We start from the raw sequence: 24,644 nt of genomic DNA on the forward strand, positions 1-24,644 counted from the left end.
CCATTTCGGCAAGCCCCCATGCTGGTGTAAGACGGTCAGCGACTCCCACGGTACTTGCCGCATAGTTGCGGTGTCAGGTAGAACAGTTGTGGGAGAGACGAAGGGAGGATGCCTATGAGCGAACAGCTCGTATTCCAGCCAAGCGCTGAAGCACTCGCGCACACCCACACCAAGCAGGACCAATACCAGGCCGACTATCGTCGTTCGGTAGAAGACCCCGATGGTTTTTGGGCAGACCAGGCCAAGCGGCTGGATTGGGTAAGCTTCCCCAAGACAATCAAGAACACCACATTTGCCTATCCGGATGTCTCGATCAAATGGTTCGAAGACGGTGTCCTGAACGTTGCTGCCAACTGCATTGATCGGCACCTTGCCGAGCGTGGCGATGACGTTGCGATTATCTGGGAGCCGGACAATCCGGCCGACGAAGCACTACATATCACCTACCGCACGCTGCATGAAAAAGTCTGCCGCTGCGCAAACGTCCTCAAGAATCTGGGCGTCAAAAAGGGTGATCGCGTCACCATTTACCTGCCAATGATTCCAGAGGCAGCCTACGCCATGCTCGCTTGCGCGCGCATCGGTGCGGTTCACTCTGTTGTGTTCGGCGGGTTCTCGCCGGATTCGTTGGCTGGCCGCATCAATGACTGCGATTCATCGCTGGTCATCACCGCTGACGAAGGCCGTCGCGGTGGCAAGACCGTTCCCCTCAAGGCGAACGTCGATGCTGCCCTGCAGAATTGCCCCGGCGTGTCCAAGGTTCTCGTTGTCGAGAACACGGGCGGCACTGTCGACATGAAGGGGGCGCGCGACGTCTGGTGGCACGAAGCCGCTGCTGGCGTTGAACCCTTCCATGACCCAGAGCCAATGAATGCGGAAGATCCGCTGTTCATCCTCTACACCTCTGGTTCAACCGGCAAGCCAAAGGGCGTGCTGCACACCTCTGGCGGCTATCTCACCTATGCCTCGCTGACCCATGAGCGCAGCTTCGATTATCGTCGTGGCGAAGTGTTCTGGTGCACGGCAGACGTGGGTTGGATCACTGGCCACAGCTACATCGTCTATGGCCCGCTCGCCAATGGCGCGACCACGGTCATGTTCGAAGGCATTCCATCTTGGCCAGACTCCAGCCGTTTCTGGCAGGTGGTTGAGCGTCATAACGTCAACATCTTCCACACCGCACCAACCGCCATTCGCGCGCTTATGGGTGCTGGTTCTGAATATGCTGATAAGCATGACATGCCTTCGCTGCGCCTTCTCGGCACCGTTGGTGAGCCGATCAATCCAGAAGCATGGATGTGGTATCGCAAGCACATCGGTAAGGACCGCTGCGGCATCGTCGATGCGTGGTGGCAGACCGAGACCGGTGGCCATATGATTGCCCCGTTCCCGGGTGCAACACCGACCAAGCCGGGCTCCGCCACTGTACCATTCTATGGTGTTCAGCCGGTTGTGCTCTCGCCAGAAGGCAAGCTGCAGGATCAGACCAAGGGTGAAGGCGTTCTCGCCATCAAGGATTCTTGGCCGGGGCAGGCGCGCACCATTTGGGGCGATCATGGTCGCTTCGTTTCGACCTATTTCGAAACCTACAAGGGCTATTACTTCACGGGCGACGGCTGCCGTCGCGATGAAGACGGCTACTATTGGATCACCGGTCGCGTCGACGACGTTCTCAACGTCTCGGGTCACCGCCTCGGCACTGCCGAAGTGGAAAGCGCTCTGGTCGCCCATCCAAAGGTATCCGAGGCCGCTGTCGTTGGCTTCCCACACGACATCAAGGGACAGGGCATTTATTGCTATGTCACGCTGATGGCTGGCGAGAGTTCCAGTGACGAGTTGCGCGCTGAACTGCGCAATTGGGTCCGTAAGGAAATCGGCCCGATCGCGTCGCCAGACTATATTCAGTGGGCTCCAGGCCTGCCAAAGACCCGTTCGGGCAAGATCATGCGCCGTATTCTGCGCAAGGTCGCCGAAAACGACTTTGGCGCATTGGGCGATACCTCGACCCTAGCCGATCCGGCTGTGGTGGATGATCTCATCGCCAACCGCCAGAACAAGGTCTAAACGAAAAAAATCGGGCGGCGACCCTGCGGTCTCCGCCCGAAAAGTTTGATGGTTGTCGGATGAAAGGTTGAACATCCGGCATTGCGTCCACCTAGGGCCATTATCGCGCTTTGGTGCTGGCTCTGCACGTTAAAAATGCATTTTCACCACGCTATGGACATTTTTGACGGTCCATTTGCTCCTCTGCGCGTAACCAGGTGATTGCTTTGCTTCGAACTTTTGCGTTTATCGCTGTGCTTTTGGGTTCGGTTTCCGCAGCAACAGCTGCCAGCCTTGCCGAAAAAGCAGGGCAGATGGTCGTGGTGGGCTTTGAAGGCACTTCCCCCACGTCCAAGGGCGTTGTCGCCGTTACCGAGCAATTGGCCGAGGGCGCTATTGGCGGCGTCATGTTCTTGAAAAAGAATGTCTCCAGCCTTGCCGGCGTTGCCGAATTGAACGCCAGTTTTCGCGCTGCGTCTGCGGACATAAAACCCTTCATCACCCTCGACCAAGAGGGTGGGGCGGTTGAACGCCTGACCAAAGATGTTGGTTTTAAAGAAATCCCCAATGCGGCCCGGATTGCAGCGGTCAACTCGGTGGAGCAAGCCGAGGCGATTTACGCAGAAATGGCGCGCGGCATTGCCGACGTCGGCTTCTCGGTCAATTTCGGCCCTGTGGCAGACCTCAATACCAATCTCAACAATCAGATCATCGCCAAGTTTGGTCGATCCTATTCGGTAGATCCTGTGGTGGTTGCAGCTTATGACAGTGCCTTTATCCAAGCGCATCATGAAGCGGGCCTGGTGACGGCACTCAAGCATTTCCCCGGACACGGCTCGTCGACCGCCGATAGTCACGAAGGCTATGTCGACATCACCAAAACCTGGTCTGACGCTGAGCTTGAGCCTTATCGTCTCATGCAGGCGGATGGCTTGATGGACATGGTGATGGTCGGGCACCTCTATCACGCGGATTATTCCGACGAGGGCGATAAAACCCCGTCCTCTTTGTCCCGGCAGTGGATCGATGGCGTGCTCCGCAATGACATCGGCTTTGATGGCGTAGTCATCACTGACGATCTCGAAATGGGTGCAATCCGCGATCACTACACGCTCGAACAGACCGTGACGCGCGCTGTCCGCGCTGGTGTGGATGTTCTTCTCTTTTCCAACACGGCCGAATATCGACCAGAACTGGGGAAAGAAATCCGCGACATCCTCGTTTCCGAGGCGGAACGCGACCCAGAATTTGCAAAAAATATTGACCAGAGTTACCAACGCATCCTCGCGTTGAAGTCGCGTATCCGTTGAGCTGGCGATTTAATTCTGACTTGCCTGCTTTTGCGTATTCAGCGATAGCGACCAGCGATAGTATAAGTTCTGCTTGAAACGAGGGCGCCTGGCTTATGGCCGAAGATCGTCAAACCCGACATGTCCGGGCGCTATTTCTGTCCGACGTGCATCTCGGCATGAAACCGATCCGCATCAAGCAATTGATCGACTTCTTGCGCGCCCACGATGCCGATATGATTTATCTGGTCGGCGACATTGTCGACGGCTGGCGCTTGGGCAAGCAGTGGCACTGGCCTGAAGAATACAATCAGCTGGTACAGATCATTCTCGACAAGGCCAAGGCTGGCGCGCGCGTCGTCTACTTGCCGGGCAATCACGACGAATTTTTGCGCGAATATCTCGGCACCTATTTCGGTGAAATCGAGCTGGTCGAGCGCACCATCCACACCTCCGCCACCGGAAAAACCTATCTCGTTATTCACGGTGATCAGTTCGACGTGGTGGTGATGAACGCCAAATGGCTCGCGCATGTCGGCGACTGGGCCTACAACGCAGCCCTGCGCGTCAACGGCGCCATCAATTGGGTTCGCCGTCGCCTTGGTTTGCAATACTGGTCACTCAGTGCATGGGCCAAGCAGCGCGTGAAAAACGCCGTTTCCGTCATCGGGCGGTTTGAGGAAGCCCTTGTCCATGAGGCCAAGGAAACTGGTGTCGATGGCGTCATCTGCGGTCATATTCACCTCGCTGACATGCACGACCGCTTGGGCATTCAATACATCAACACCGGCGATTGGGTCGAAAGCTGCACAGCCGTCGTTGAAAATCATTCCGGCGATTTTGAGCTTATCCGCTGGACGGAGATGACCGCGACGACAGGTCGAAAACGTACCTAAGGGACTGAGCCCTATCGGTTTTTGGCGACCTCTGACGTCACCACGTAAAATCTCCTTGCGTCAATTGAACTTCCGGCTCATGTAGGGTTTTGGGGGCGCGGTTTTGCGCCGGAGTTCAAGTTTCATGCAGTCGTTGGCTTCGCGCTGGGATACTCCCGAGCTGCGCGCGACAATCTATCAGTTCACCGTCTATTTTCCCGGTGGCGTTGCTTCTGTCTTCTTAGGCATCTGGCTCTTTGAGAACGGCATTCAGGCTGAGCAAATTGGCTTTATCAATGCCTTGCCGACCCTGTTGCTGCTCATCCTCAACGTTGTCGTTGGACGCATTGCTGATAAGGCCGATGACTGGCGGACGGCGCTGATCGGTCTATCCATCGTCTCGGCTTTGGTTGCCTTGCCGCTCTTCTACGTATCGGAATTCTGGGGCATCTTGTTCGTCTGGGCCCTGTGCGCCTCAAGCAACGGCCTCGTTCCCCCGGTGATTGATGCTGCCACTGTGCGCATGACCCGGCGCAACGGCACAGACTTCGGTGTCATTCGCGCTTGGGCGACAGTTGGCTATGTCGCTTCTGCCATTATCATGGGGTCTGCTCTGAGCACTTGGGGCGCAGAAGCCTTCGTCTATCTCTATGTCGCTGTGGTCGTCGCGCGTGCGCTTCTGGCATTCCTGCTCCCGCGTTTTCGCGCCCCAGAGCCGCAGCTCACTGTTGCCGCCGTCACCGCTGATCAGAACGCACCCAGCCGCCTCAAAGACTCGCTCAAGCTTTGGTTTGTTCTGCCACTTGTCGCCTTTGCTCTCGTCAACGGGGGCAATGCGATCATGGGTGGCTTTGCCTCGCTGCTCTGGCACGAGAACGGTATTGGCAGCTATCACATCGGGCCCTTGCTCGCCGTATCGGCGGCAGCAGAAGCGGCCCTGATGTTTGGCTGGCGCAAATTTGGCGGCCGGTTCACGGCGCGCAATATGATCATGGTGTCGGCGATTGCTGGGCTCGTGCGCTTCGCCATCATGGCCTTCAGCCCACCTGTTTGGCTGCTCTATGTCGCGCAGTGCTTGCACGCCTTGAGTTTTGGTCTGGGCTATTTTGGCATGGTCCACTTCATCGCCAATTGGACCCGCGAAGAGAACGCTGCTGAAGCGCAGGGCTTTTCCAACATGCTGACGCAAGCCGCCGCGATGGTGGGTCTGATCGTCTTCGGCGCTCTCATGCAGCCACTCGGTAGTTTCGCGTTCTTCTACTCAGTCCTCGCCTGCGCTCTAGCGGTGATCTGCGTTCTGATTTCGCTCAAACTCAAACCCCCAAAATCCCTCTGAGCCACTTTTAACTCGCCCCACCTCTTTTTCCCTCTCCCCTAAGGGAGAGGTCGCCCCACTTGGGGCGGGTGAGGGGGCATTCGTAAAATCCCTTACTGCTTCCCAAACTTCCACGCAGCTGCTTCTGTACCTCTCCCTTCGCGGACACGGCCGTGAGAGCTACGCTCGAAAGGCTTGGTCGACGCGCAGCGTCGGGTGAGGGGGCCTACCTTCGCATCAGTGAAACAACCACCCCACCAGCCGTCATCCTCGGGCTTGACCCGAGGACGTTGCACTTTGAGATCAGCGAGCAAGTGCTGAAAGGTCGACTTGAATCCAAGGGTCACTGCGCGCGCAGACTGTAACTACACTATCCTCCTTCACCTCTCCCTTTGGGGGAGAGGTCGCCCCTCTTGGGGCGGGTGAGGGGGCCTTCCATCAGCCTCTTGGTCCGGCCCCTTCACTTAACCCCGCACTCCCCAGATCTTGTATTCTCCTCCCAGAGATAGTGCTTCTGCCTGCCCATAGGACAGTCGCGCCTCCGCCCCCCAAAAACCACCAATTGCTCTGCATCGCCAACACGTTGCCACTCCGCCGTGGCCCCAAAAAGCCACGCCCGCGCCACGCCTGACGCCCAAAAGTGCCAGCACCGGGCCACAGATGTGCCAAAAAAAGCCCCGGATCTCTCCGGGGCTTTTTCATCTCGATCATGTGTTGTTTTACGCGAGGCGACCGCTGGCGTGAGCGAGAGTCGTGTAAACCTTGCCGCGATCCGAAAGCAGATACTCGCGGGTTTCGGCAGCTGGGTTATTGCCCGAGGCGGCACGCTTCAGCAGCGCTTCAAACTCGGTCATATAGGCCTGTGCTGTGCGCGCGAAGTCTGGCTCGCGCTGGATGCGCCGGCGCACTTCGTCATAGGTGCCCTGGCCGGTCAGCGAATAGATGCGGCGGGTGAAAACATTCGATTCACCAGACTGATAGCGTGCCCAAGCTTCCGCCAGTGCATTCTCATCAATCGCACGGGCGATCTCTTCGGTCAGGCCCGAAAGGCCCTGTGGGGCAATGCCACCGGCCTGCTTGGCCGAGGCGTTACGCAGCACGTCGCGGAGCCAACCGCCGTCCCGTGGAGGACCGGCTTCGGCAACAGCGGCCGCAGCAACTTCTGCCGCAGTTGGCAGAGTCGCTTGTGGCTGTGGCTGCGGACGCGGTGCAACGCGTGCTGGTGCTGGCTGCGGCTCGACCGGCTGGGTACGGATCGGGTCAACCAAGGTCGCCTGAGCCGGTTCCGGACGGTAGACTTCGCGGGCAGGTTCTGGCTGACGCTGCGTAAAGCTAGGTGCTTCTGGCTGGCGTGGGGCAGGGCGGTTTGGCGCGCGGCGCTCAGCGACGTCGTGGCTGGCTGGCTGCGAGCGGACGATGGCGTTGAGTTCGCTGAGCGCTTCGATCTGCTCGGCCACGACGCGGCGCATTGCGGCGGCGCTGGCGCGGGTTTCTTCCGGTAGATCGTTGACACTGCGAGCCAATTCGGCGCGGGTCGCTTCCAGTTCGCCACCCACTTCGCGGGCAGTTTCGCGCATTGCACGAGCGGTTTCGTTGAAGCGCTGGGTGGCTTCATCGATTGCGCGCTGCATCTCAACCATCATGCGCTGCTGCGCTTCCTGAAGAACTTCGCTTGCACGGCGGCTTTCGGTATCGGCGACCGAATGGAACTCTCCAAGCTTGCCGGTCACGTCGCCAGTGGTTTCGTCCAGAGCACGGCGCAGCTGGCCAGCATTGGTCGAAATCGCGTTGCGAACCGAAGCGGTCGAATCCGAAATTGTGTCGGCGAGCGAGCTGGTGGTCGTGGTCAGAACGTCGGTTACGCTGCCAGCAGTGGTAGAGAGTACATCGCTGACTTTGTTGGCATTTTCGTCGAGAGCAGCGTTGACCTGGTTGGCCTGTTCGGACAGCGCCAGACGCACTTGGCTCTGGGTCTGGTGCAGAACATTTGCTGCTGCATCGGCGGCGCGCTGAACGGCCTGATCAACCTGCGAAACATTGCTGTTAAGGGTCGAAGTGAAGCGTTCGTTGGTGGTGTAGAGCGCGTTGGCGACGTTTTCGCTGTTCTGTTCCAGAGCCTCTGTGAGGGTCTGGGTGGTGTTCGCCAGCACGTCGGTGACCGTGTGTGTGGTCGCGTTGAGGGCTTCGTCCATGGCGCGGCGCGCACCGATCAGGCGGCGTTCCGTGTCGTTGACGGTATCGGCAATGCTCTGTGCAAAAACGCGCATACGGCCGTCGATGTCGTCCGCACGCGACGCGAAGCTTTGCGCGAGGGAGTCCATTGCCTCGCGGCGCTGTTCGAGATTTTCCAGTGCAGTGGTGCTCGAGCTGTCGAGGGCGTGCGCGGCCATGTTGAGGCCAACGGCCTCGTGGTCGAGACGGCCGAGGATCGAGCCAAACTCTTGGACCATCGACTGAATTGTCGTCTGGAGGGCGCCAACGTGCTGGGCAACCATCGTGCCAGCCTGTTCGGTCTGGCCCATGGCTTCGCGCATGGTGCTGGAGTAGTTCGCGGTCTGCTGCGCCACGCTGGTTTCGAGGCTCGCCAGATTTGCAGTCGAAGCGTCGAGGACGCGCTGCAGCAGGAGATTGGAGTCGTTGAGCTTGTTGAGGGCAGTGCTCACGTCGCTCAGGATGCGACCTGTCGAGTTTGCCATCAGCTGCTCAGCCTGTGTGCTGTTCTCAGTGAGAGCATCACGTAGGATATTGCCGTGGTTCGCCAAAGCGTTGTGCAGCAGGCCGGTCTTTTCGGTGACCAACTGCGCGAAGGTCGAAGTGTGCACTTCCACCGAGCGATTGATGTCGGTGAGGCGAGTTTCGATTGCTTCGGCAGCGTCCACTGCCTTCACGCTTACCAGTTGATCGATATTGGTTGCGGCCAGACGGATCTGGTCGAGTGCAGAGCGCACAGCGGAGTCCATGCGGGTCGCTGTGTTCTCGACATTGTCCGAAATCGCGTGAGCCGCCGCAGTGATGCGGGTCGCGATGGTTTCTTCGATACGGTCAGCGCCCGCTTCGAGGTCCGCCATGGACTGGGTGATCGAGGTGCTGATGGTCGCGTTGAGGGCGGCCAGGCGTTCTGCGGTAATGTCTGCACGCGCCGTGATTGCCTCCGGCAGGGTGCCAAGGCGCTCATCGACCATGTCAGAGATGGCCTGACGGGCGGAGTTAACACCGTGTTCGATGAGCTCAGCCGCCTGACGGGCGCTTTCGCCGACAGTGATGCTGGCGCTTTCGATGCTCGCTGCTACGCCGCGTTCTGCGTCGGCGATGCGAACGATGGCAGCATCGAGGCCGCTTTCGAGACCATTGTTGACTTCTGTGACCTTAGTGGTGACCGTCTGCGACATTTCTTCGAGACGTTCCGACATGGTGTCGGTTGCCTGACGCAGAGCATTTTCAATGCTGCCACGGGCATTTGCACCATGCTGATCAAGGGTCGACGCCAGCTCTGCGGTATGCAGGCCGATGGTTTCGCCAATCGAGGCTGTGTGGGTTGCGAGCGTGTCGGAGAGCGACTGGGTACGGGTGCCGAGAGCTTCGTTGAGTTGCAGGGTACGCGTGTGAACTGCGTTGGCCAGCTCGTAGGTGCGTTCGTCGAGGTTCGACACCAGAGTGCCGGTGCGCTCGTCGATTTGACCAGCGAGGTCGCGGGTGCGGGTTTCGAATTCGAGCGAGAGCGCGTTGGTGCGTTCCGACAGTGTGGCGCTGAGGTCTTGCGAGCGCGCGGTGATCGTGTCGGCAAGGGCTTCGGCGCGACCATCGAAGGCCTGCGAGAGGTTGTCGGTGCGCTCGGTGAGTGTTGCCGCCAGTTCCTGGGTGCGCGCCGAAATGGTGCTTGCCAACTCGTCGGCACGGCCATCGAAGGCCTGCGATAGGTTCTGCGTGCTGTCGGCCAGAGTGGCCGCCAGTTCCTGGGTGCGCGCCGAAATGGTGCTTGCCAGCTCGTCGGCACGACCATCGAAGGCCTGCGATAGGTTCTGCGTGCTGTCGGCCAATGTTGCCGCCAGTTCCTGCGTGCGCGAGGAAATGGTGGTGGAGAATTCGTCGGCGCGGCCGGAGAAGGTTTCGTTCAACTCCGAAGCGCGAGCGGCAAGGGTGTTGTAGAGCTCTGTCGAGCGCAGAGCCATGTTCTGATCGATGTCGCCGGCGTGGGTGGCCAGGCTTGCCGCAATCTCCGCTGCACGATGGGCGAGATTCTGTTCGAGTGTCTGGCTACGCGCCGACAGGGTCGAAGTGAGCTCTGCCGAGCGTGTTGCAAAGCTCTGATCGAGTTCGGAGCCGCGCTCAGCCAAGGTAGCTGCGATTTCGGCAGAACGGAGCGCAAGGTTCTGATCAAGCTCAGCATTGCGTTCGGCCAGAGTGGAAGCAATTTCAGCCGCACGCGCTGCAAGATTGAGATCAAGCATAGAGCCGCGTTCTGTTAGGTTCGACGCGATTTCGCTCGAGCGCGCTGCCAGGTTCTGGTCGATTTCAGCTGCGCGGACAGTCAGTGTCGACGCAATTTCTGCGGAGCGAACGGCTAGGCTCTGGTCGATGGACGACGCGTGCGTGCCCAGAGCATTATTGAGGTACTCGCTACGCGCTGTGAGCGTTTCGTCGAGGCCCTGCGTATGAATAGTGAGAGTTTCGTCGAGCTGACGGGTCTGGTTCTCCAAGGTGTCGGAGAGACGTTGGGTACGACCGGCAATAGCTTGATCGAACGCCTGGGTGCTCGTGACGATAGTCTCGCCCAGTTCCTGCGAACGAAGGTGAATGGCTTCGCTGACTTCGACGGTGCGGTTCGCGAGGACTTCGCCGAGTTCGTCGGTCTGAGCCTTAATGGTCTGACCAACTTCGGTAGCACGGTTGATCAGCATCTCATTGAGCTGACCAGTGCGAGCGTCAAGCGTATCGGCAATCAGCGTCGCCTGGCCGTCGAGTACATCGGCGATCGCTTCTGCGCGCTTGGTCAAGTTGTCAGCAACAAACTGTGTCTTGGCACCAAGGGTTTCGCTCAGTTCGCGTGTGCGTTCCGAAACGATGTCGTTGAAACGGCCGGACTCTGCGTTGAGGGCCATTTCCAGCACGTTTGCACGCGCAGCAAAATTGGTGCCCTGTTCGCCCAAGCGCGCAACAAGCTGTTCGCCACGCTCGCCAATAACATCGTCCAGTGCCTTGAGCTTGTCGTCGAGAGCGCCGGTGATTTCGGTGAGGCGGTTGTCGAAGTCCTGCAAGGAATCGCGACCAGCCGACGAAACGGTCAGGCGCGCGCGCTCCGAGGTATCATCGAGTGCGCCGTTAATTTCAATAATGGCCGACTGCAGGCGGCTATCGAGGGCATTGAGCTGGATTGAGACCGATTCATCGAGCTGACGCGACAGCGTTGCCAGAAGCAGTTCGGCTTCGGTGGAACGACCGGAAATATCGCCCGACACCTGTGCGCCAATAGCGGCGAGGGCGGCGCTGACTTCTTCGCCACGTATACGCAGCTGTTCGAGCAGCGAGCTGCCACCATCGGTGAGCAGGTTCGACAGCGCTTCTGTGCGCAGATCAAGTTCAGAGGCAAGGTTGGTGGTGCGTGCTTCGATCAGGCCGGCAATATTCTTTGTGCGGTCTTCAAAAGCACCGGTGAGCACGTCAGCACGTTCGGCGATGTGCTGAGTGCGCGCGTCGATCGTCGCAGAGATAGACTGCTGATGAGCGTCCAGTGCTTGGCTGAGCAGGGCGATACGGTCTTCAACGCCAGAATTGAGGTTGAGCGCACGCGCATCGAGAGCCTTGGCCATCTCTGCGGTTTTTTCGTCGAACCCACTCTCAAGGCGACGCGAGCTGTCGTTCAGTGCGCCGAGGAAATCCGTCGTGCGGTTTTCGAGTAGGTGGACGAACTGGTCCGCATGGTCGTTGAAGCCAGTGTTAAGCGTGTTGCCCGCTGTTTCCAGCGCGCGGGTGAGGTTGCCGCCGCTATCGACGATAGAGCCCGAAATGCGCTGGCTGATCATGTCGAGATCGAAGACCAGACCGGTATGGCTTTCGGTGATGGCTTCGCGGACACGTTCGGTGTTGGTCAGCACGCTTTCGCGCTGGCTGGCGAGTTCGGCAATCAGCGCACGCATGCGCGATTCGTTGTCAGAATAGGTGCGTTCGAGGGCGGTGACTTCGTTGTGAATCATCACTTCGAGTTCGCCAGCACGCGAGAGCGCACGTTCAAGACCATCGCCAAGCGCGTTGACTTCGCGTCGAACGGCCTGGCCAACCGAAGCGACCTTATCGGCGGCAGTAATTTCTGGTTCGGCCAAGCGCATCGCGGCTTGGGTGATGGAGGATGCAGCGTTGCGAAGGTCTGCTGCACGACGGAAGAGCGTGGCTACGGCGAAGAAACCCACGATCGGCAGAACAACGATGGCCAGCAGTGCTACGAATTCGACCGATCCCATGAACTGGCCGAAGTTGGACATCTGCGGCGCGAAACGCAGCCAGGCAGCGGTGCCACAAGCGAGCAGCCAAACGAGGGAGAGACCGAGAGCGAGATAGGTCGGAGTGTTTGAAGAACGACTCTGCAAGCTATAGAGAAGCTTGGAAGTTGAGATGCGGTCGTCGTTGGCGACAACGCCAGCTTGCTGCGCGATTTTATCGGCGGCGCGCAAACGTTCCGAACGGGCTGGGGCCGTAGGCTTCTTTTCCGAAGTAGGCTCGGCGCCTTCTTCGAAATCGAACACCGAATCCTTAAGCGCATCCTCGACGGCCGAAAAAGCCAGTGCGGCCGGATCGTTCTGGGGTGTCGTGTTCTTCGCCATACTCTTTACAACTCTCGCGTCGGCACTGCAGCAATACGGCGGATTTTGGGAGTTGTTATCGCGTTCAAGCCCTTAGCAAGCTGAACGCCACAACGGGACAATGCGATGCAAATGCCCCAGATTGTCCCCCAAACCCTCGCCGCCGCGCGCTGGTTAAAGCGCATACTTACATTCAATTTTAAGCAAACCCACCGCTTTCTTGCTCAAAGGTTAATTTTTGAGTGAAAAACGTTAACCTTTTGATCGTTTGAGCAAGGCAAAGCTGTGGCTTAATTCCCTGTTCATGGGCGTTGCGTAAGTTGTTCACAGGGTATTTGCCGATTTCGATCGGTTCTAGGAGTGCGACTATGGCTCAGTGGGCAGTCAACGAGAACGAGCTAGAGAACAATGAAGCGCTGCCGAAGCGTCCCATTGATCGCGCTCATTTGGCCAAGCAGTGCCTGGGTGATCCCAACCTAGAACTCGAAATTTTGCGTCTCTTTGATACGACCATCAAAACCTATTACGAACGCCTGCGTCTGGCGGCGGACTACGACGGCATGGCCATGAATTTGCATGCGATCAAGGGAGCCTCTGCAGGGGTGGGTGCGTTTGAAGTGACTGAACTCGCGCGCCAGCTTGAACGCGATTTGCAGGGCATGCGCCCGCTCACCACCGAACAGCTCGATGATTTGGGCATGGCGGTAGAAGAAGTGCGGGCAACAATCGCTGATATTCTGAGCGAAGCAGAGTAAGCCGAGAACCTAGGAGGCGCGGTGATGGATCTCGATGTTGCGACAACAAAAGGGGCCTGTCACTGCGGTGCAGTTCAATTCACGGTAAAGCTGACGGACGGTTTGCGCACGGCACGGCGCTGCACTTGCTCGTTCTGCCGCATGCGTGGGGCCGTGGCGGTGTCGGCTGATCCCGGCGGGATCACCATCACAGAGGGCGAAGACAAGCTCACGCTCTATCAATTCAATACCAACACGGCCAAGCACTACTTCTGCTCGGTTTGTGGCATCTATACCTTCCACGTTCGCCGCTCCGTTGCCGGGCAATATGGCGTGAACGTCGCCTGTCTTGAGGGCATTAGCCCTTACGATTTTCATGATGTGCCGCTCATGGATGGGGTGCACCACACCTCTGACGGGTTTGCCCTGCGCCAGATCGGTACGCTCAAGTTTGTTCCAGAATGAATTGGAACAGGCGAGACACTGCGTCCGTTTGACCAAACACCTCTGTCAAACTATACAGCGCACCCATATGTAAGGCCGGGTCGCTCGGCTCTTTCTGCCAGCGCCAACACATTCAGCAGTATCGATGACCATTGCCACCGCTGCCGCGGCACCAGCCCGGCCCACCAACGAACCGTTCCGTCTTCGCCGTACCTTTGCGATCATCTCGCACCCTGACGCCGGTAAGACGACCCTCACCGAACGCCTGCTGGCAGCAGCAGGCGCAATTCAGTCTGCCGGCCTTGTTCGCGGCAAGTCGGGCGTGCGCGCCACGCGCTCGGACTGGATGGAAATGGAGCAGCAGCGCGGCATTTCCATCACCTCCTCGGTGATGACCTTTGACTATGACGGGCTGACGCTCAACCTGCTCGATACGCCGGGCCACTCGGACTTCTCGGAAGACACCTACCGCACGCTGACCGCCGTTGACGCGGCCATCATGGTCATCGACGCCGCCAAGGGTATCGAAAGCCAGACGCTCAAACTGTTTGAAGTCTGCCGTCTGCGCGACATTCCGATCATCACCTTCATCAATAAGGTGGACCGCGAAGGTCATGCCCCGCTTGAACTGATCGACGAAATTCAAGGCAAGCTGGCGCTGGATTTGACGCCTGTGCTCTGGCCAATCGGGCAGGGCGTGGATTTCACCGGCTATATCGATCTGATCGAAAAGCGCGTTGTTGATCCTAAGGGCAAGACCATCGTCGAGTTCGAAAGCCTCGAAGATCTGCTGGACGTCGAAGCATTGGCGAACAATCCAGTCTTCATGACGGCCCTTGAAACTTTGGAAATGGCGCAAGCCATGCTGCCAGAGTTTGATCTCGAAACCTTCCACGCTGGCCATTTGAGCCCAGTGCTGTTCGGCTCGGCGCTCAAGGGTGTTTCCGTTGCTGAACTGCTGCGGACCCTCGGTGAGTGGGGCCCTGAACCGCGCCCACAACCAGCATTGCCCGCGCCAATCGACCCTGCCGACAAGAAGGTCACCGGGTTTGTTTTCAAGGTGCAGGCGAATATGGACGCGAACCATCGCGACCGTATTGCTTTCGTGCGCCTGTGCTCGGGCACTTTCGAGCGCGGCATGCGTCTCAAAAACGTCCGCACCGGCAAAGATATGGCCGTGTCGAACCCGATGTTCTTCTTTGGTAACAACCGTGAACTGGCTGAAGAAGCCGTTGCGGGCGATATCGTCGGTATCCCAAACCACGGCACTTTGTCCGTAGGTGATACGCTCACCGAAGGCGCGAATATCAACGTCACCGGCATCCCCAACTTTGCGCCGGAAATCATCCGTCGCGTTCGTTTGACCGACGCGATGAAGACCAAGCAGATGGCTAAGGCTCTCTCGGACCTGTCCGAAGAAGGCGTCACGCAGGTCTTCCGCCGCATGGTGGGCGCGGATTGGATCGTGGGCGTCGTTGGTCAGCTGCAGCTTGAAGTTTTGGCGTCGCGCGTTGCCAAGGAATACAACGTGCCGATCACCTTTGAATCCATGGGCTATGAAGTTGCCCGTTGGGTCGAATGTGATGACGCTGATGAACTCAAGCGCTTCATTGCTGCGCAGAAGGTCAACATGGCCGAAGATCGCGCTGAATCCCCTGTCTTCCTCGCTCAGAACGCCTGGTGGGCTGACCGCGCGAAGCAGGACTGGCCCAAGATCCGCTTCCTCACCACGAAGGAACGGCATTGAGCGCGTCCGACCGCATCGCTGAGTTTGTAGCTGCTGTTCGCGACACATTCGCGGACGGTACGCTGCTGAAACTGAAGCTTGCTGGCTACCACGGTGCCGAAGCCGAATTGAAATCGGTAGAAGCCCGCAAGGTTGTCATCAAGGCCGGCGAGCGTTTGAGCTTGGTATATCGCTACAAAACACGCGACATCACCAAAAACCTCGCTTTGGCAGAAGCTGAAGCGTTTTTGTCGGCGGGTCTGGCGAACGACTATCGCAGCGCCAAGCTTGAAACAGTTGCGTTCGATCTCAGCCTCGAGCGCCAAAAGGACGACGTTCGCCTCAAGCGTCGCGACGTGAAGGGCAGAGAAGCTGCCCCCGCTACGCACGACCGGGCGAAGAACCGGCCACTGGCAGACACGTCTTCTGTTTGGCTCAAGGAACTCGGCATTACTGGTGCTGATGGCAAGGTTCTTTCGGCGTCCCAAGACAAGTTCCGCCAGATCAACAAGATGGTCGAGATCTTTGCGCCGCTGATTCAGCAGATTGGCGCAACCGAGCCGGTCATCATGGATATGGGCGCGGGCAAGGGCTATCTGGATTTCGCCTTGGCCGACTATTTCAAGCGCGAAGGTTTGAAGGCCAAAATTGTGGGCGTAGAGATGCGTCCCGCCTTGGTCGAGAGCGGCAATGTCCTGGCCGCAAAGTCTGGCTTTGCGAGCCTCAGCTTCGCGTCCGGCATGATCCTTGATTTCGACACGAGCGGCGCTGATGCCATAATCGCGCTCCACGCCTGCGATACAGCCACCGACGACGCAATCTTTAAGGGCATTACATCAGGCGCGAGCCTGATTGCGGTTGCGCCGTGCTGCCATAAGCAGATCCGTCGCTCGATGGAGCAGGGGCAAGCCGATGAACGCCTCGACTTCCTGCTGCGCCACGGCACGTTCCTTGAAAAGCAGGCCGAGATGGTGACGGACGGTCTACGCGCACTCATTCTTGAAGTGCACGGCTATCGCACCAAGGTGTTCGAATTCATATCTGATGCACATACGCCCAAGAACAATCTCATCGTCGCGCAAAAGGGACAGGCGATGTCTCGCGAAGCCGCGCTTGACCGGATTGCTTCAGTCAAGGCTATGTTTGGGATAGAAAAGCATTACCTCGAAGGCCTTATGGGTCTTTGATCGTCTGGAAGGCCCCTTAATGACCAAGATTACCTATGTCACCGCTCAGGGTGAACGTATCGAAACTGTTGGCGAAAACGGCTCCACCGTCATGGAAACGGCGATCATGAACGCTGTTCCGGGCATCGTCGCCGAATGCGGTGGTGCGTGCACTTGCGCGACTTGCCACGTTTATATCGACGCTGCATGGCGCGACACGGTCGGTGGTCCATCGTCGATGGAAGAAGACATGCTCGACTTCGCCTTCGACGTTCGTGACGAAAGCCGCTTGTCATGCCAGATCAAGGTGCGTGGCGAGCTCGATGGTCTTGTCGTTCACGTACCGAGCCGCCAGGGCTGAGGGTTTGATTTTCAAGTTTGAAGGGGCCGCAGCAATGCGGTCCCTTTTTTGTTGGCCATTCTGCTTTCACGCAGAAGCGTTCCTCTCTCCGCGTCAGCCGTCGCAACGGACCGCACACCACTCACCGCCCGTCATCTTCTGACTTGCAGAATTATCCGGCCTGACGCGGACCGTGCAATTCGGAGAATATTTCTCTCCAAACGTGTCGCTATACGCAAATTGCTCGACCAAAACTTGCGCCGCTCGTCAGCAAAAAATTCTCTCTGGCGATCCGGGAAAGATTTATTTGGCGAGAAGTGGCCTGCATGGTGATGCTCTTTCCAAGTCACGCGTCTGAAGAGGAAAATAAAAGCTATCGAATTTCAAGCCATTGTTGCGCTTGATGAAATTAGATTAGGTTCCAGCATCTATTGTTTGGAAACCAAATGGGCAGTCTCAACACATTTCCGTTGAGTTTTAAGGTCAAGGGTAAGCGCATCATCATCGTCGGCGGTAACGATGAAGCCCTTAATAAGGTCCGGTTGGTTAGTAAGACGACAGCTTCGGTAGAGATTTACTCCCAGACTGTCGAAACTGACTTCTCCGCCTTTCCTGTGGCCATCATCCCCCGCGCGATCACTGCAGACGACGTTGTCGGCGCCAGCCTCGTATTCGTCGCAGAAAAAAGTGACGCGGCAGAGTTGGCGAAAGCGACAGCACGTCGCCTCGGCATTCCGCTTAATGTGGTCGACGTTCCAGCCGAATGTGATTTCTATACGCCCTCAATCGTGGATCGTGCGCCACTGACCGTGGCGATCTCCACTGAGGGCGATGCTCCAGTTCTCGCGCGTCTCGTGCGCGCGCAAATCGAAGCCATGCTGTCGCCCAGCGTCGGCAAGATCTCTGGCCTTGCGGGAAAGATGCGCCACGCGGTCGAGAGCCTGATCCACGAGGGGCCGAAGCGTCGTCGGTATTACGAAGAGCTTGTCAGTTCACCCGCCGTCGCTCGTGCTGTCGAAGCGGGGACAGGTGATGCCGCAGCCAATGATCTCCTTCAGCAACACGCGAATGCTGGCCGCAGCGAAGGCGTCGTCTGGTTGATCGGCGCGGGCCCGGGTTCTGAAGACCTCCTTACCCTGCGCGCGCAGCGCTTGCTTCAATCCGCTGATGTGATTGTTCACGATCAGCTCGTCCCCGCAGCCGTGGTGGAGATGGGCCGCCGTGATGCTGAACAGATTTGCGTTGGCAAGGCGCGGGGACACCATTCCTTCAGTCAGGCTCAGATCAATACCCTCATCGTGCGTCTCGCATCCGAGGGCAAAAAGGTCGCCCGGCTCAAGTCCGGCGACCCGATGATTTTTGGGCGCGCGGGCGAAGAGATCGCGGCTCTGCGCAAAGCCGGCATTGCTTACGATATCGTGCCTGGCGTCAGTGCGGCTCTTGCCGCTGCCGCAGATACGGCAACGCCAGTTACTCTGCGTGGCGTGTCGACGGGCTTTGTCGTTGCGACGGCTCACGGTGCGGACGACACAGATTTGAACCATTGGGCGGCGTTGGCGCAGTCGGGGCTGACTGTCGCGCTTTACATGGGCAAAGCCATCGCCGCCGAAACGGCCGCGCGACTGGTTTCGCATGGGGCAGGTTTTGATCTTCCTGTCGGCATTGTCGTCAATGCGGGCAGGGCGGATCGGACATTCTATTCGGGCACGCTGGGTGCCTTGGCTGCGGGCGCAGTCGAATTTGTCGATGGACCCGCCGTCATTCTGATTGGACGGGCTGTCGCCCACGGTGATTGGGCGCAAGCGGCCTCGGCCGCTGCTGAGAGTTTTAAGGTAGCGTGACTATGGAAATTCTAACCGGCAACGAGCTGATCTCGGGCGCCGCTGTTTATCTCGACGGACATGGCGTTTGGGTGGAGGACCTTCAGTCCGCGCGCCTTTACGCTAAGGACGAGGCCGTTGCTCGCGATGAGGCGCTGGCAGCCAGCAAGGCCACAGGCCGCGTGGTCAGTCTCGAAATTGAAGAAGTTGAGCAGGTCGCTGGGGTGATTGTGCCCAAGCGTCTGCGCGAACGCATCAGGGCGGCGGGCCCCACCGCTCCCCTCTCTTTGAACGGGCAGGCATACGAACGCCAGCACTTGGGTGAAGACGGGCATGTATCGATACGATGAATTTGACGCGGCTTTCGTTGCAGGCCGCACTGCGCAATTTGCTGATCAGGTGAAGCGTCGTCTTTCCGGCGAGCTGAGCGAAGACCAGTTCCGTCCGCTTCGTCTGATGAACGGGCTCTACCTGCAGCTGCACGCCTATATGCTGCGTGTGGCCGTGCCTTATGGCACGCTCAGTTCGCGCCAGATGCGGAAACTGGCTCATATCGCCCGCACATATGACCGGGGCTATGGCCATTTTACCACGCGCCAGAACATTCAATACAATTGGCCAAAGCTGAGCGATATCCCCGCGGTATTGGAAGAGCTGGCGAGCGTTGAGATGCACGCCATTCAAACCTCGGGCAATTGCATTCGCAACGTCACGACGGACCAGTTCGCTGGCGCTGCCGCCGATGAAATCATCGACCCGCGCCCGATTGCTGAAATCCTGCGCCAGTGGTCGAGCCTCCACCCGGAGTTCTCATACCTCCCACGCAAATTCAAAATCGCCATCACCGGCTCGCCCAATGATCGCGCCGCCATTCGTTTCCATGACATTGGCCTTCAGGCTGCCGTCAACGGCGCGGGTGAGATCGGCTGGGAAGTTTGGGTTGGTGGCGGCCTCGGTCGCACGCCGATGATCGCCAAGCTCCTCAACAGCTTCGTTCCAAACGAGCATTTGCTGGCTTATCTCGAAAGCATCATGCGGGTGTATAACCGCTATGGCCGCCGCGATAACAAGTACAAAGCCCGCATCAAGATCCTCGTCCACGAAGAAGGGCTGGAAAGCATTAAGGGGCAGGTCGAGGCCGAGTTCGCCGAAGTGCGTGGTGGCGTTCTCACCCTTCCGCAGGAAGAGGTTGATCGTATCTCTGCCTATTTCGCCCCGCCTGCGTTTGCCGACCGTTCGGGCGACAGTATCGACATCGCCTATCAGTCGATCATCGATCCGGCCTATGGCCGTTGGCTCGACAATAATCTGCATCCGCACGTACAGTCGGGCTATGCCTCGGTGACGATCTCGCTCAAGCCAGTAGGCGGCGCGCCGGGCGATGCCACCGATGCGCAGATGGATGTGGTGGCGGATCTCGCCGAACGCTATTCCTATGATGAGCTGCGCGTCACTCACGAGCAGAACCTCGTGCTCCCGCATGTCGCCATTGCCGATCTGCGCGCGGTGTTTGATGTGCTCGTCGCCCATGATTTGGCTGAGGGTAATAACAACCTCATCACCGACATGATCTGCTGCCCGGGCCTCGATTTCTGCGCGCTTGCCAATGCACGCTCGATCCCGATCGCACAGGAAATCTCGCGCAAATTTGCTGATCCGGTACGCCAGAAGGAAATCGGCGACCTCAAGATCAAGATATCGGGCTGCATTAACGCTTGTGGTCACCACCACGTTGGTCACATCGGTCTCTTGGGCGTCGAAAAGAAGGGCGGCGAGCTCTATCAGATTACCCTCGGCGGCGACGCCACCGAAAGCGCGTCTGTGGGCAAGATCATCGGGCCCGGCTTTGAGGCCGAAGAGGTGCCAAACGCCATTGAGAAGCTCGTAGATTTCTACATCAGCCAGCGTCAGGGCGAAGAAGAAACCTTCCTCGCAGCCTATCGCCGCCTAGGCGAAGCCCCCTTCAAGGAGGCGCTCTATGGCTGATCTTACTTCTCTATACCTCTCCCTTTGGGGGAGCGGTCGGCGCGCAGAGACGGGTGAGGGGGCCTCTTCTTATGGCAATGCCTAAACTCGCCCCCGTTCCCGTCGCCAATGAAAAGCTTCGCGCGCTTGGCATCCTCGCCCTCAATGGCATGTTCGACGAAATGGATGCCGTTGGTGTGTTGCGTTATGCCGTCAGCGATGTCCTGCCCGACGATCTCGCCATTGTCTCAAGCTTTGGTGCGGACTCTGCTGTGCTGCTGCATATGGTGGCGCAAGTCGATCCGTCCATGCCGGTCTATTTTCTTGAAACCGGCAAGCATTTCGCCGAGACGCTCGAATACGTCGAAACGCTCAAGCGCACGCTCGGCCTCTCCAATGTCCGCGCGATCCATCCCGATCCCAAAGACATCACGCGATTTGATCCTGATGGCACGCTCTGGCAGTCGGACCCGGATAGCTGCTGCCATATTCGCAAGACCGAACCGCTCGAACCGATCACGCTACAATTTGGCGGCTGGGTGACGGGGCGTAAGCGCCACCAGACCAGAGAGCGCGGCGTTCTTCCGCATTTTGAATTGACCGCTGATGATCGCATCAAGGTCAATCCGCTCGCTTATTTTACCGACGAAGACGTCATCGCCTATCGCAATGAGCACAAGCTCCCCGAGCATCCGCTTTACGCCAAGGGCTTTAAGTCCATCGGCTGCGCGCCATGCACGTCGGCGGTGGCAGAGGGCGAAGACCCGCGTGCTGGCCGTTGGCGCGGCAAAAACAAGAAAGAATGCGGTATCCATTATGATTTCAACGGAGCGATTGCCCCCGCTATGACCGCCGCTGCTCGTCACACGCTCTGGAAGGATGGCGCTTTTATCGCCGATCCCTTCACCGCTTTTTCAGAGGATGTCTCGCCTTCGGAGGCGCGCTATGTGCACGTCCCGCTTGCCCACTTCCTCACGCACCGCGGCGACTATCTTGCCAATCCGCATCCGCTCGGACTTCTTATAGCCCCCGGCGACAAAATCGAAGCCGTGGAAGATGATCTCGCGCGCTTTGCCTCCATTGCGATCTCGTTTCCAGCCTATACCGATGGTCGCGGCTATTCGACCGCGCGTTTGTTGGCGGAAAGGCTCAAATATGTCGGTGAAATCAGAGCTGTAGGCGATGTTCTGCAGGATCAGATTCCGCATATGTATCGTTGTGGCTTCACCGCGCTCGTGGTCAGCCATGAGCCGTCGCGCCAAGCGCTGATCGAAAAACGACTGCCAGAGATGGCGTTGTTTTATCAGCCAGTTGGATTGACGGAAGTGCCTGCGGGCACGCGCCCCTTCCTTCGACGCGCGTCGTGAGTTAAGTGGAGCGCGCGTATCGCCTTTGACGAGGCAAAACGGGGGCGCTGGTGACAGCGGCTGTTCCCATTCATTCAGTGCGGGGCACTTGGCCCCGATGGGACCTTATATCCAGAGTCCACTGGGCTCTGGTTTCGATTGGACGTGAGAGATGACCACTGAGATCACCACCGATGTTGTTGTAATTGGCGCGGGCCCATGCGGGCTGTTCGCTGCCTTTGAGCTCGGGCTTCTCGACATCAAATGCCACTTCATCGACATTCTCGATCGTGCCGGCGGCCAGTGCGCAGAACTTTACCCTGAAAAGCCGATCTATGACATTCCGGGCTTCCCGGTCGTCACAGGGCAGCAGCTGACCGACAATCTCATGGCGCAGATCGCGCCATTCTCGCCAGAGTTCCACTTCTCGCGCATGGTCAACTCCATCGAGAAGCAGGAAGACGGCTCGTTCAAGCTCACCACTGACGCGGACGAAGTGTTCAACACCAAGGTTGTGGTCATCGCTGCTGGCGGTGGTTCGTTCCAGCCAAAGCGTCCGCCTGTTGCTGACATTGAGCAGTTCGAAAACAAATCCGTCTTCTACGCTGTGCGCAAAATGGAAGATTTCCGTGGTCAGGACGTTGTCATCGTCGGCGGTGGCGATAGCGCTCTCGACTGGACCCTGGCTCTCGAATCCGTTGCGCGCACCATCACCCTTGTTCACCGCCGCGACGCCTTTAAGGCAGCTCCCGCTTCGGTCAACAAGATGAAGGAACTGGTTGCTGAAGGTAAGGTCAACTTCCAGCTCGGCCAAATCGCCAAGCTTGAAGGCGAAAACGGTCAGCTCAACCACGTTCACCTCGCAACCGATGCGGGCGATCTCTCGATCCCAGCAACGCGCTTGCTGCCGTTCTTTGGCCTGACCATGAAGCTTGGTCCAGTTGCTGATTGGGGTCTTGAACTCAATGACAACACCATCGTCGTGGACACTGAAAAGTTCCAGACTTCGGTTCCCGGCATTTTCGCCATTGGCGACATCAACTGGTACCCAGGCAAGCTCAAGCTGATCCTCTCGGGCTTCCACGAAGCGGCCCTGATGGCGCAAGCCGCTAAGGCCGTTATCTCTCCCGGCGAACGCGTTGTTTTCCAATACACCACCAGCTCGACCAAGCTGCAGAAGAAGCTCGGCGTCGCATAAGGCTCGCGCCCAACACACTGTTTGCGGCGAGGGCGTAGGACTTGCTTCTACGCCCTTTCGGCTTTATCCCCATCGCGCTGTTGAGGAGCGACTGAATGAAGATCACTGTAACTGATCAGGCTGGCGAAGTTCACGAGCTTGAGGGCTTGGAAGGCTGGCGCGTGATGGAAGTGATCCGCGATTGGGGCCTGAACATTAAGGCTGAATGCGGCGGCGCCTGCGCCTGCGCGACGTGCCATGTCTATGTTGATCCGGAATGGCTGGACGCCGTTGGCGCTGCCAATGACGACGAAGAAGATATGCTGGACACGGTCGGCGACGTGAAATCGAACTCGCGTCTCTCGTGCCAGATCCTCTGTTCAGACGACCTAGATGGTCTCAAACTGACCCTCGCCCCAAGCGCAGCTAAGGACTGAGTGGGTTTTTATCACCCCCACCTAACCTCGCCCTGATAGGGGGAGGGACGACAGCGCCTGTTGATAATATGTCCCGTAGGACTCGATCTGGCTCCTCCCCCTACCAGGGGGAGGCCGGGTGGGGGTCTGTGCCATCCCCCCCATCATCATGCGGGGCTTATCCCGGCAGTCCATCGCGTCGCTTGCACAGTCTGGATACTCGGGGATGCCGAGGGTGAAGCAGGGATGGACTTCTCAGCACCCATATCCCACACCAACCTTCGCCTCCAGCATGCTCCGTTGTCGATGCTTTAAGCTCTCCTGCCTTAGGAACGCGGCGTATTTCTTTCTGACCACATAGGCTAGTCGATGAGTGCCGTTTCATGCCGAGGCTGCAAAGATGCGGAACCGTTTCCGATTGCCTTCACCATGGCGTTTCAACCAATCGTCGATGTGAGTGCCGGAGAAATCTGGGGCTATGAGGCACTGGTTCGGGGTGCCGAAGGGCAGGGTGCCGGTACGGTGCTCGCCGTCGTCACGGAAGCGAACCGTTATGTCTTCGACCAGGCGTGTCGCGTTAAAGCCATTGAGCTGGCAGGCCAGCATTTGCCAGCATCGTCGACAGCTCGTCTTTCGATTAACTTCATGCCCAACGCGGTTTATGAGCCACGCGCCTGCATCCGCGCGACCTTGGCCGCTGCCGCACGCACAGAGTTCAACCCGCATCGCCTGATGTTTGAGTTCACCGAGAACGAACGCATGGCAGATGCCTCACACGTCGCCAACATCGTGGCCGAGTATAAGCGCATGGGGTTTCTGACCGCGCTTGATGATTTTGGTGCCGGCTATGCCGGGCTCGGCCTTCTCGCCAAATTCCAGCCAGACCTCATCAAGATCGATATGGAACTGCTCCGCGGCATTGATACGTCGTTGGCGCGCCAGCATATCATCAGCGCTATTGTCACCATGGCTCAGCAGTTGGGCGTGATGGTATTGGCCGAAGGCGTTGAGACTGAGGGCGAACTCCACGCGCTCCGTCAGGCCGGTATTTCGCTCTTCCAAGGCTATTATTTCGCTCGGCCACAGGTCGAGCAATTTCAAGCCATTGGCGATATCCGCCTCGCTGCCTAACGGCCAGCCCGCCCACCCCCTCCAGCTGTCACCCTCGGGCTTGACCCGAGGGCTCTTTGCCGT

17 protein-coding genes are annotated in these 24,644 nt (G+C 58.3%); 16 read left to right on the top strand and 1 reads right to left on the bottom strand.

Going from position 1 to position 24,644, the window contains the following annotated elements; translation table 11 throughout:
• The first annotated feature begins 114 nt into the window (after nt 1-114).
• From acs to JHC09_RS04205, 4 genes are all read left to right on the top strand, one after another.
• Complete coding sequence (gene acs, locus JHC09_RS04190) at nt 115-2,064, top strand: acetate--CoA ligase (protein WP_199530932.1); 1,950 nt, start codon at nt 115-117, stop codon at nt 2,062-2,064.
• Nucleotides 2,065-2,270: 206 nt separating this feature from the next.
• Nucleotides 2,271-3,353 carry a glycoside hydrolase family 3 protein gene (locus JHC09_RS04195; RefSeq protein WP_199530933.1) on the top strand — a complete coding sequence of 361 codons (1,083 nt, stop codon included), beginning with the start codon at nt 2,271-2,273 and terminating at the stop codon, nt 3,351-3,353.
• A gap of 95 nt (nt 3,354-3,448) precedes the next feature.
• Nucleotides 3,449-4,228, top strand: a complete 780-nt coding sequence (locus JHC09_RS04200; protein WP_199530934.1) for a UDP-2,3-diacylglucosamine diphosphatase — start codon at nt 3,449-3,451, stop codon at nt 4,226-4,228.
• A 124-nt stretch (nt 4,229-4,352) separates the two neighbouring features.
• A complete protein-coding gene (locus tag JHC09_RS04205) occupies nt 4,353-5,543 on the top strand; it encodes an MFS transporter (RefSeq protein ID WP_199530935.1) in 1,191 nt (396 codons plus the stop codon).
• A 698-nt stretch (nt 5,544-6,241) separates the two neighbouring features.
• Here JHC09_RS04205 and JHC09_RS04210 read toward each other — a convergent pair.
• Complete coding sequence (locus tag JHC09_RS04210; RefSeq protein WP_199530936.1) at nt 6,242-12,337, bottom strand: hypothetical protein; 6,096 nt, start codon at nt 12,335-12,337, stop codon at nt 6,242-6,244.
• A gap of 347 nt (nt 12,338-12,684) precedes the next feature.
• Between JHC09_RS04210 and JHC09_RS04215 the strand changes: the two genes are divergently transcribed.
• The 12 genes from JHC09_RS04215 to JHC09_RS04270 all read left to right on the top strand — a co-directional run bounded on the left by JHC09_RS04215 (nt 12,685) and on the right by JHC09_RS04270 (nt 24,581).
• A complete protein-coding gene (locus tag JHC09_RS04215; protein ID WP_199530937.1) occupies nt 12,685-13,071 on the top strand; it encodes an Hpt domain-containing protein in 387 nt (128 codons plus the stop codon).
• Nucleotides 13,072-13,095: 24 nt separating this feature from the next.
• A complete protein-coding gene (locus JHC09_RS04220) occupies nt 13,096-13,515 on the top strand; it encodes a GFA family protein (protein ID WP_199530938.1) in 420 nt (139 codons plus the stop codon).
• A 124-nt stretch (nt 13,516-13,639) separates the two neighbouring features.
• Nucleotides 13,640-15,241 (top strand): peptide chain release factor 3, encoded by a 1,602-nt coding sequence (locus JHC09_RS04225; protein ID WP_199530939.1) that lies wholly within the window; start codon nt 13,640-13,642, stop codon nt 15,239-15,241.
• Nucleotides 15,238-16,407, top strand: coding sequence for an SAM-dependent methyltransferase (locus tag JHC09_RS04230; RefSeq protein ID WP_199530940.1), 1,170 nt, complete (start codon nt 15,238-15,240; stop codon nt 16,405-16,407). Before JHC09_RS04225 ends, JHC09_RS04230 begins: the two co-directional genes overlap by 4 nt.
• 19 nt (nt 16,408-16,426) lie before the next feature.
• Nucleotides 16,427-16,747, top strand: a complete 321-nt coding sequence (locus JHC09_RS04235; protein ID WP_169195219.1) for a 2Fe-2S iron-sulfur cluster-binding protein — start codon at nt 16,427-16,429, stop codon at nt 16,745-16,747.
• 425 nt (nt 16,748-17,172) lie between these two features.
• Nucleotides 17,173-18,567 (top strand): siroheme synthase CysG, encoded by a 1,395-nt coding sequence (gene cysG, locus JHC09_RS04240; protein WP_199530941.1) that lies wholly within the window; start codon nt 17,173-17,175, stop codon nt 18,565-18,567.
• Between the two features lie 2 nt (nt 18,568-18,569).
• Nucleotides 18,570-18,896, top strand: coding sequence for a DUF2849 domain-containing protein (locus JHC09_RS04245; protein WP_210338099.1), 327 nt, complete (start codon nt 18,570-18,572; stop codon nt 18,894-18,896).
• The gene (locus tag JHC09_RS04250; protein WP_199530943.1) at nt 18,880-20,532 is read left to right on the top strand and encodes a nitrite/sulfite reductase; all 1,653 of its coding nucleotides are present in this window, start codon (nt 18,880-18,882) and stop codon (nt 20,530-20,532) included. Before JHC09_RS04245 ends, JHC09_RS04250 begins: the two co-directional genes overlap by 17 nt.
• 71 nt (nt 20,533-20,603) lie before the next feature.
• On the top strand, nt 20,604-21,878 hold the full coding sequence (locus JHC09_RS04255; protein ID WP_199530944.1) for a phosphoadenylyl-sulfate reductase: 1,275 nt from the start codon (nt 20,604-20,606) through the stop codon (nt 21,876-21,878).
• Nucleotides 21,879-22,029: 151 nt separating this feature from the next.
• Nucleotides 22,030-23,055 carry an NAD(P)/FAD-dependent oxidoreductase gene (locus JHC09_RS04260; protein ID WP_169195224.1) on the top strand — a complete coding sequence of 342 codons (1,026 nt, stop codon included), beginning with the start codon at nt 22,030-22,032 and terminating at the stop codon, nt 23,053-23,055.
• Nucleotides 23,056-23,150: 95 nt separating this feature from the next.
• Complete coding sequence (locus tag JHC09_RS04265; RefSeq protein ID WP_169195225.1) at nt 23,151-23,471, top strand: 2Fe-2S iron-sulfur cluster-binding protein; 321 nt, start codon at nt 23,151-23,153, stop codon at nt 23,469-23,471.
• Between the two features lie 348 nt (nt 23,472-23,819).
• On the top strand, nt 23,820-24,581 hold the full coding sequence (locus JHC09_RS04270) for an EAL domain-containing protein (RefSeq protein ID WP_199530945.1): 762 nt from the start codon (nt 23,820-23,822) through the stop codon (nt 24,579-24,581).
• Nucleotides 24,582-24,644 lie beyond the last annotated feature (63 nt).

It is taken from the genome of Devosia sp. MC532 (genome assembly GCF_016461625.1).
GTDB lineage: Bacteria > Pseudomonadota > Alphaproteobacteria > Rhizobiales > Devosiaceae > Devosia.

What these genes read in the sequence shown, in the direction of transcription:
- acs (WP_199530932.1), top strand. Translation starts at nt 115, where the DNA reads ATGAGCGAACAGCTCGTATTCCAGCCAAGCGCTGAAGCACTCGCGCAC.
- JHC09_RS04200 (WP_199530934.1), top strand. Translation starts at nt 3,449, where the DNA reads ATGGCCGAAGATCGTCAAACCCGACATGTCCGGGCGCTATTTCTGTCC.
- JHC09_RS04205 (WP_199530935.1), top strand. Translation starts at nt 4,353, where the DNA reads ATGCAGTCGTTGGCTTCGCGCTGGGATACTCCCGAGCTGCGCGCGACA.
- JHC09_RS04210 (WP_199530936.1), bottom strand. Translation starts at nt 12,337, where the DNA reads ATGGCGAAGAACACGACACCCCAGAACGATCCGGCCGCACTGGCTTTT.
- JHC09_RS04215 (WP_199530937.1), top strand. Translation starts at nt 12,685, where the DNA reads ATGGCTCAGTGGGCAGTCAACGAGAACGAGCTAGAGAACAATGAAGCG.
- JHC09_RS04220 (WP_199530938.1), top strand. Translation starts at nt 13,096, where the DNA reads ATGGATCTCGATGTTGCGACAACAAAAGGGGCCTGTCACTGCGGTGCA.
- JHC09_RS04225 (WP_199530939.1), top strand. Translation starts at nt 13,640, where the DNA reads ATGACCATTGCCACCGCTGCCGCGGCACCAGCCCGGCCCACCAACGAA.
- JHC09_RS04235 (WP_169195219.1), top strand. Translation starts at nt 16,427, where the DNA reads ATGACCAAGATTACCTATGTCACCGCTCAGGGTGAACGTATCGAAACT.
- cysG (WP_199530941.1), top strand. Translation starts at nt 17,173, where the DNA reads ATGGGCAGTCTCAACACATTTCCGTTGAGTTTTAAGGTCAAGGGTAAG.
- JHC09_RS04245 (WP_210338099.1), top strand. Translation starts at nt 18,570, where the DNA reads ATGGAAATTCTAACCGGCAACGAGCTGATCTCGGGCGCCGCTGTTTAT.
- JHC09_RS04250 (WP_199530943.1), top strand. Translation starts at nt 18,880, where the DNA reads ATGTATCGATACGATGAATTTGACGCGGCTTTCGTTGCAGGCCGCACT.
- JHC09_RS04255 (WP_199530944.1), top strand. Translation starts at nt 20,604, where the DNA reads ATGGCAATGCCTAAACTCGCCCCCGTTCCCGTCGCCAATGAAAAGCTT.
- JHC09_RS04260 (WP_169195224.1), top strand. Translation starts at nt 22,030, where the DNA reads ATGACCACTGAGATCACCACCGATGTTGTTGTAATTGGCGCGGGCCCA.
- JHC09_RS04265 (WP_169195225.1), top strand. Translation starts at nt 23,151, where the DNA reads ATGAAGATCACTGTAACTGATCAGGCTGGCGAAGTTCACGAGCTTGAG.
- JHC09_RS04270 (WP_199530945.1), top strand. Translation starts at nt 23,820, where the DNA reads ATGAGTGCCGTTTCATGCCGAGGCTGCAAAGATGCGGAACCGTTTCCG.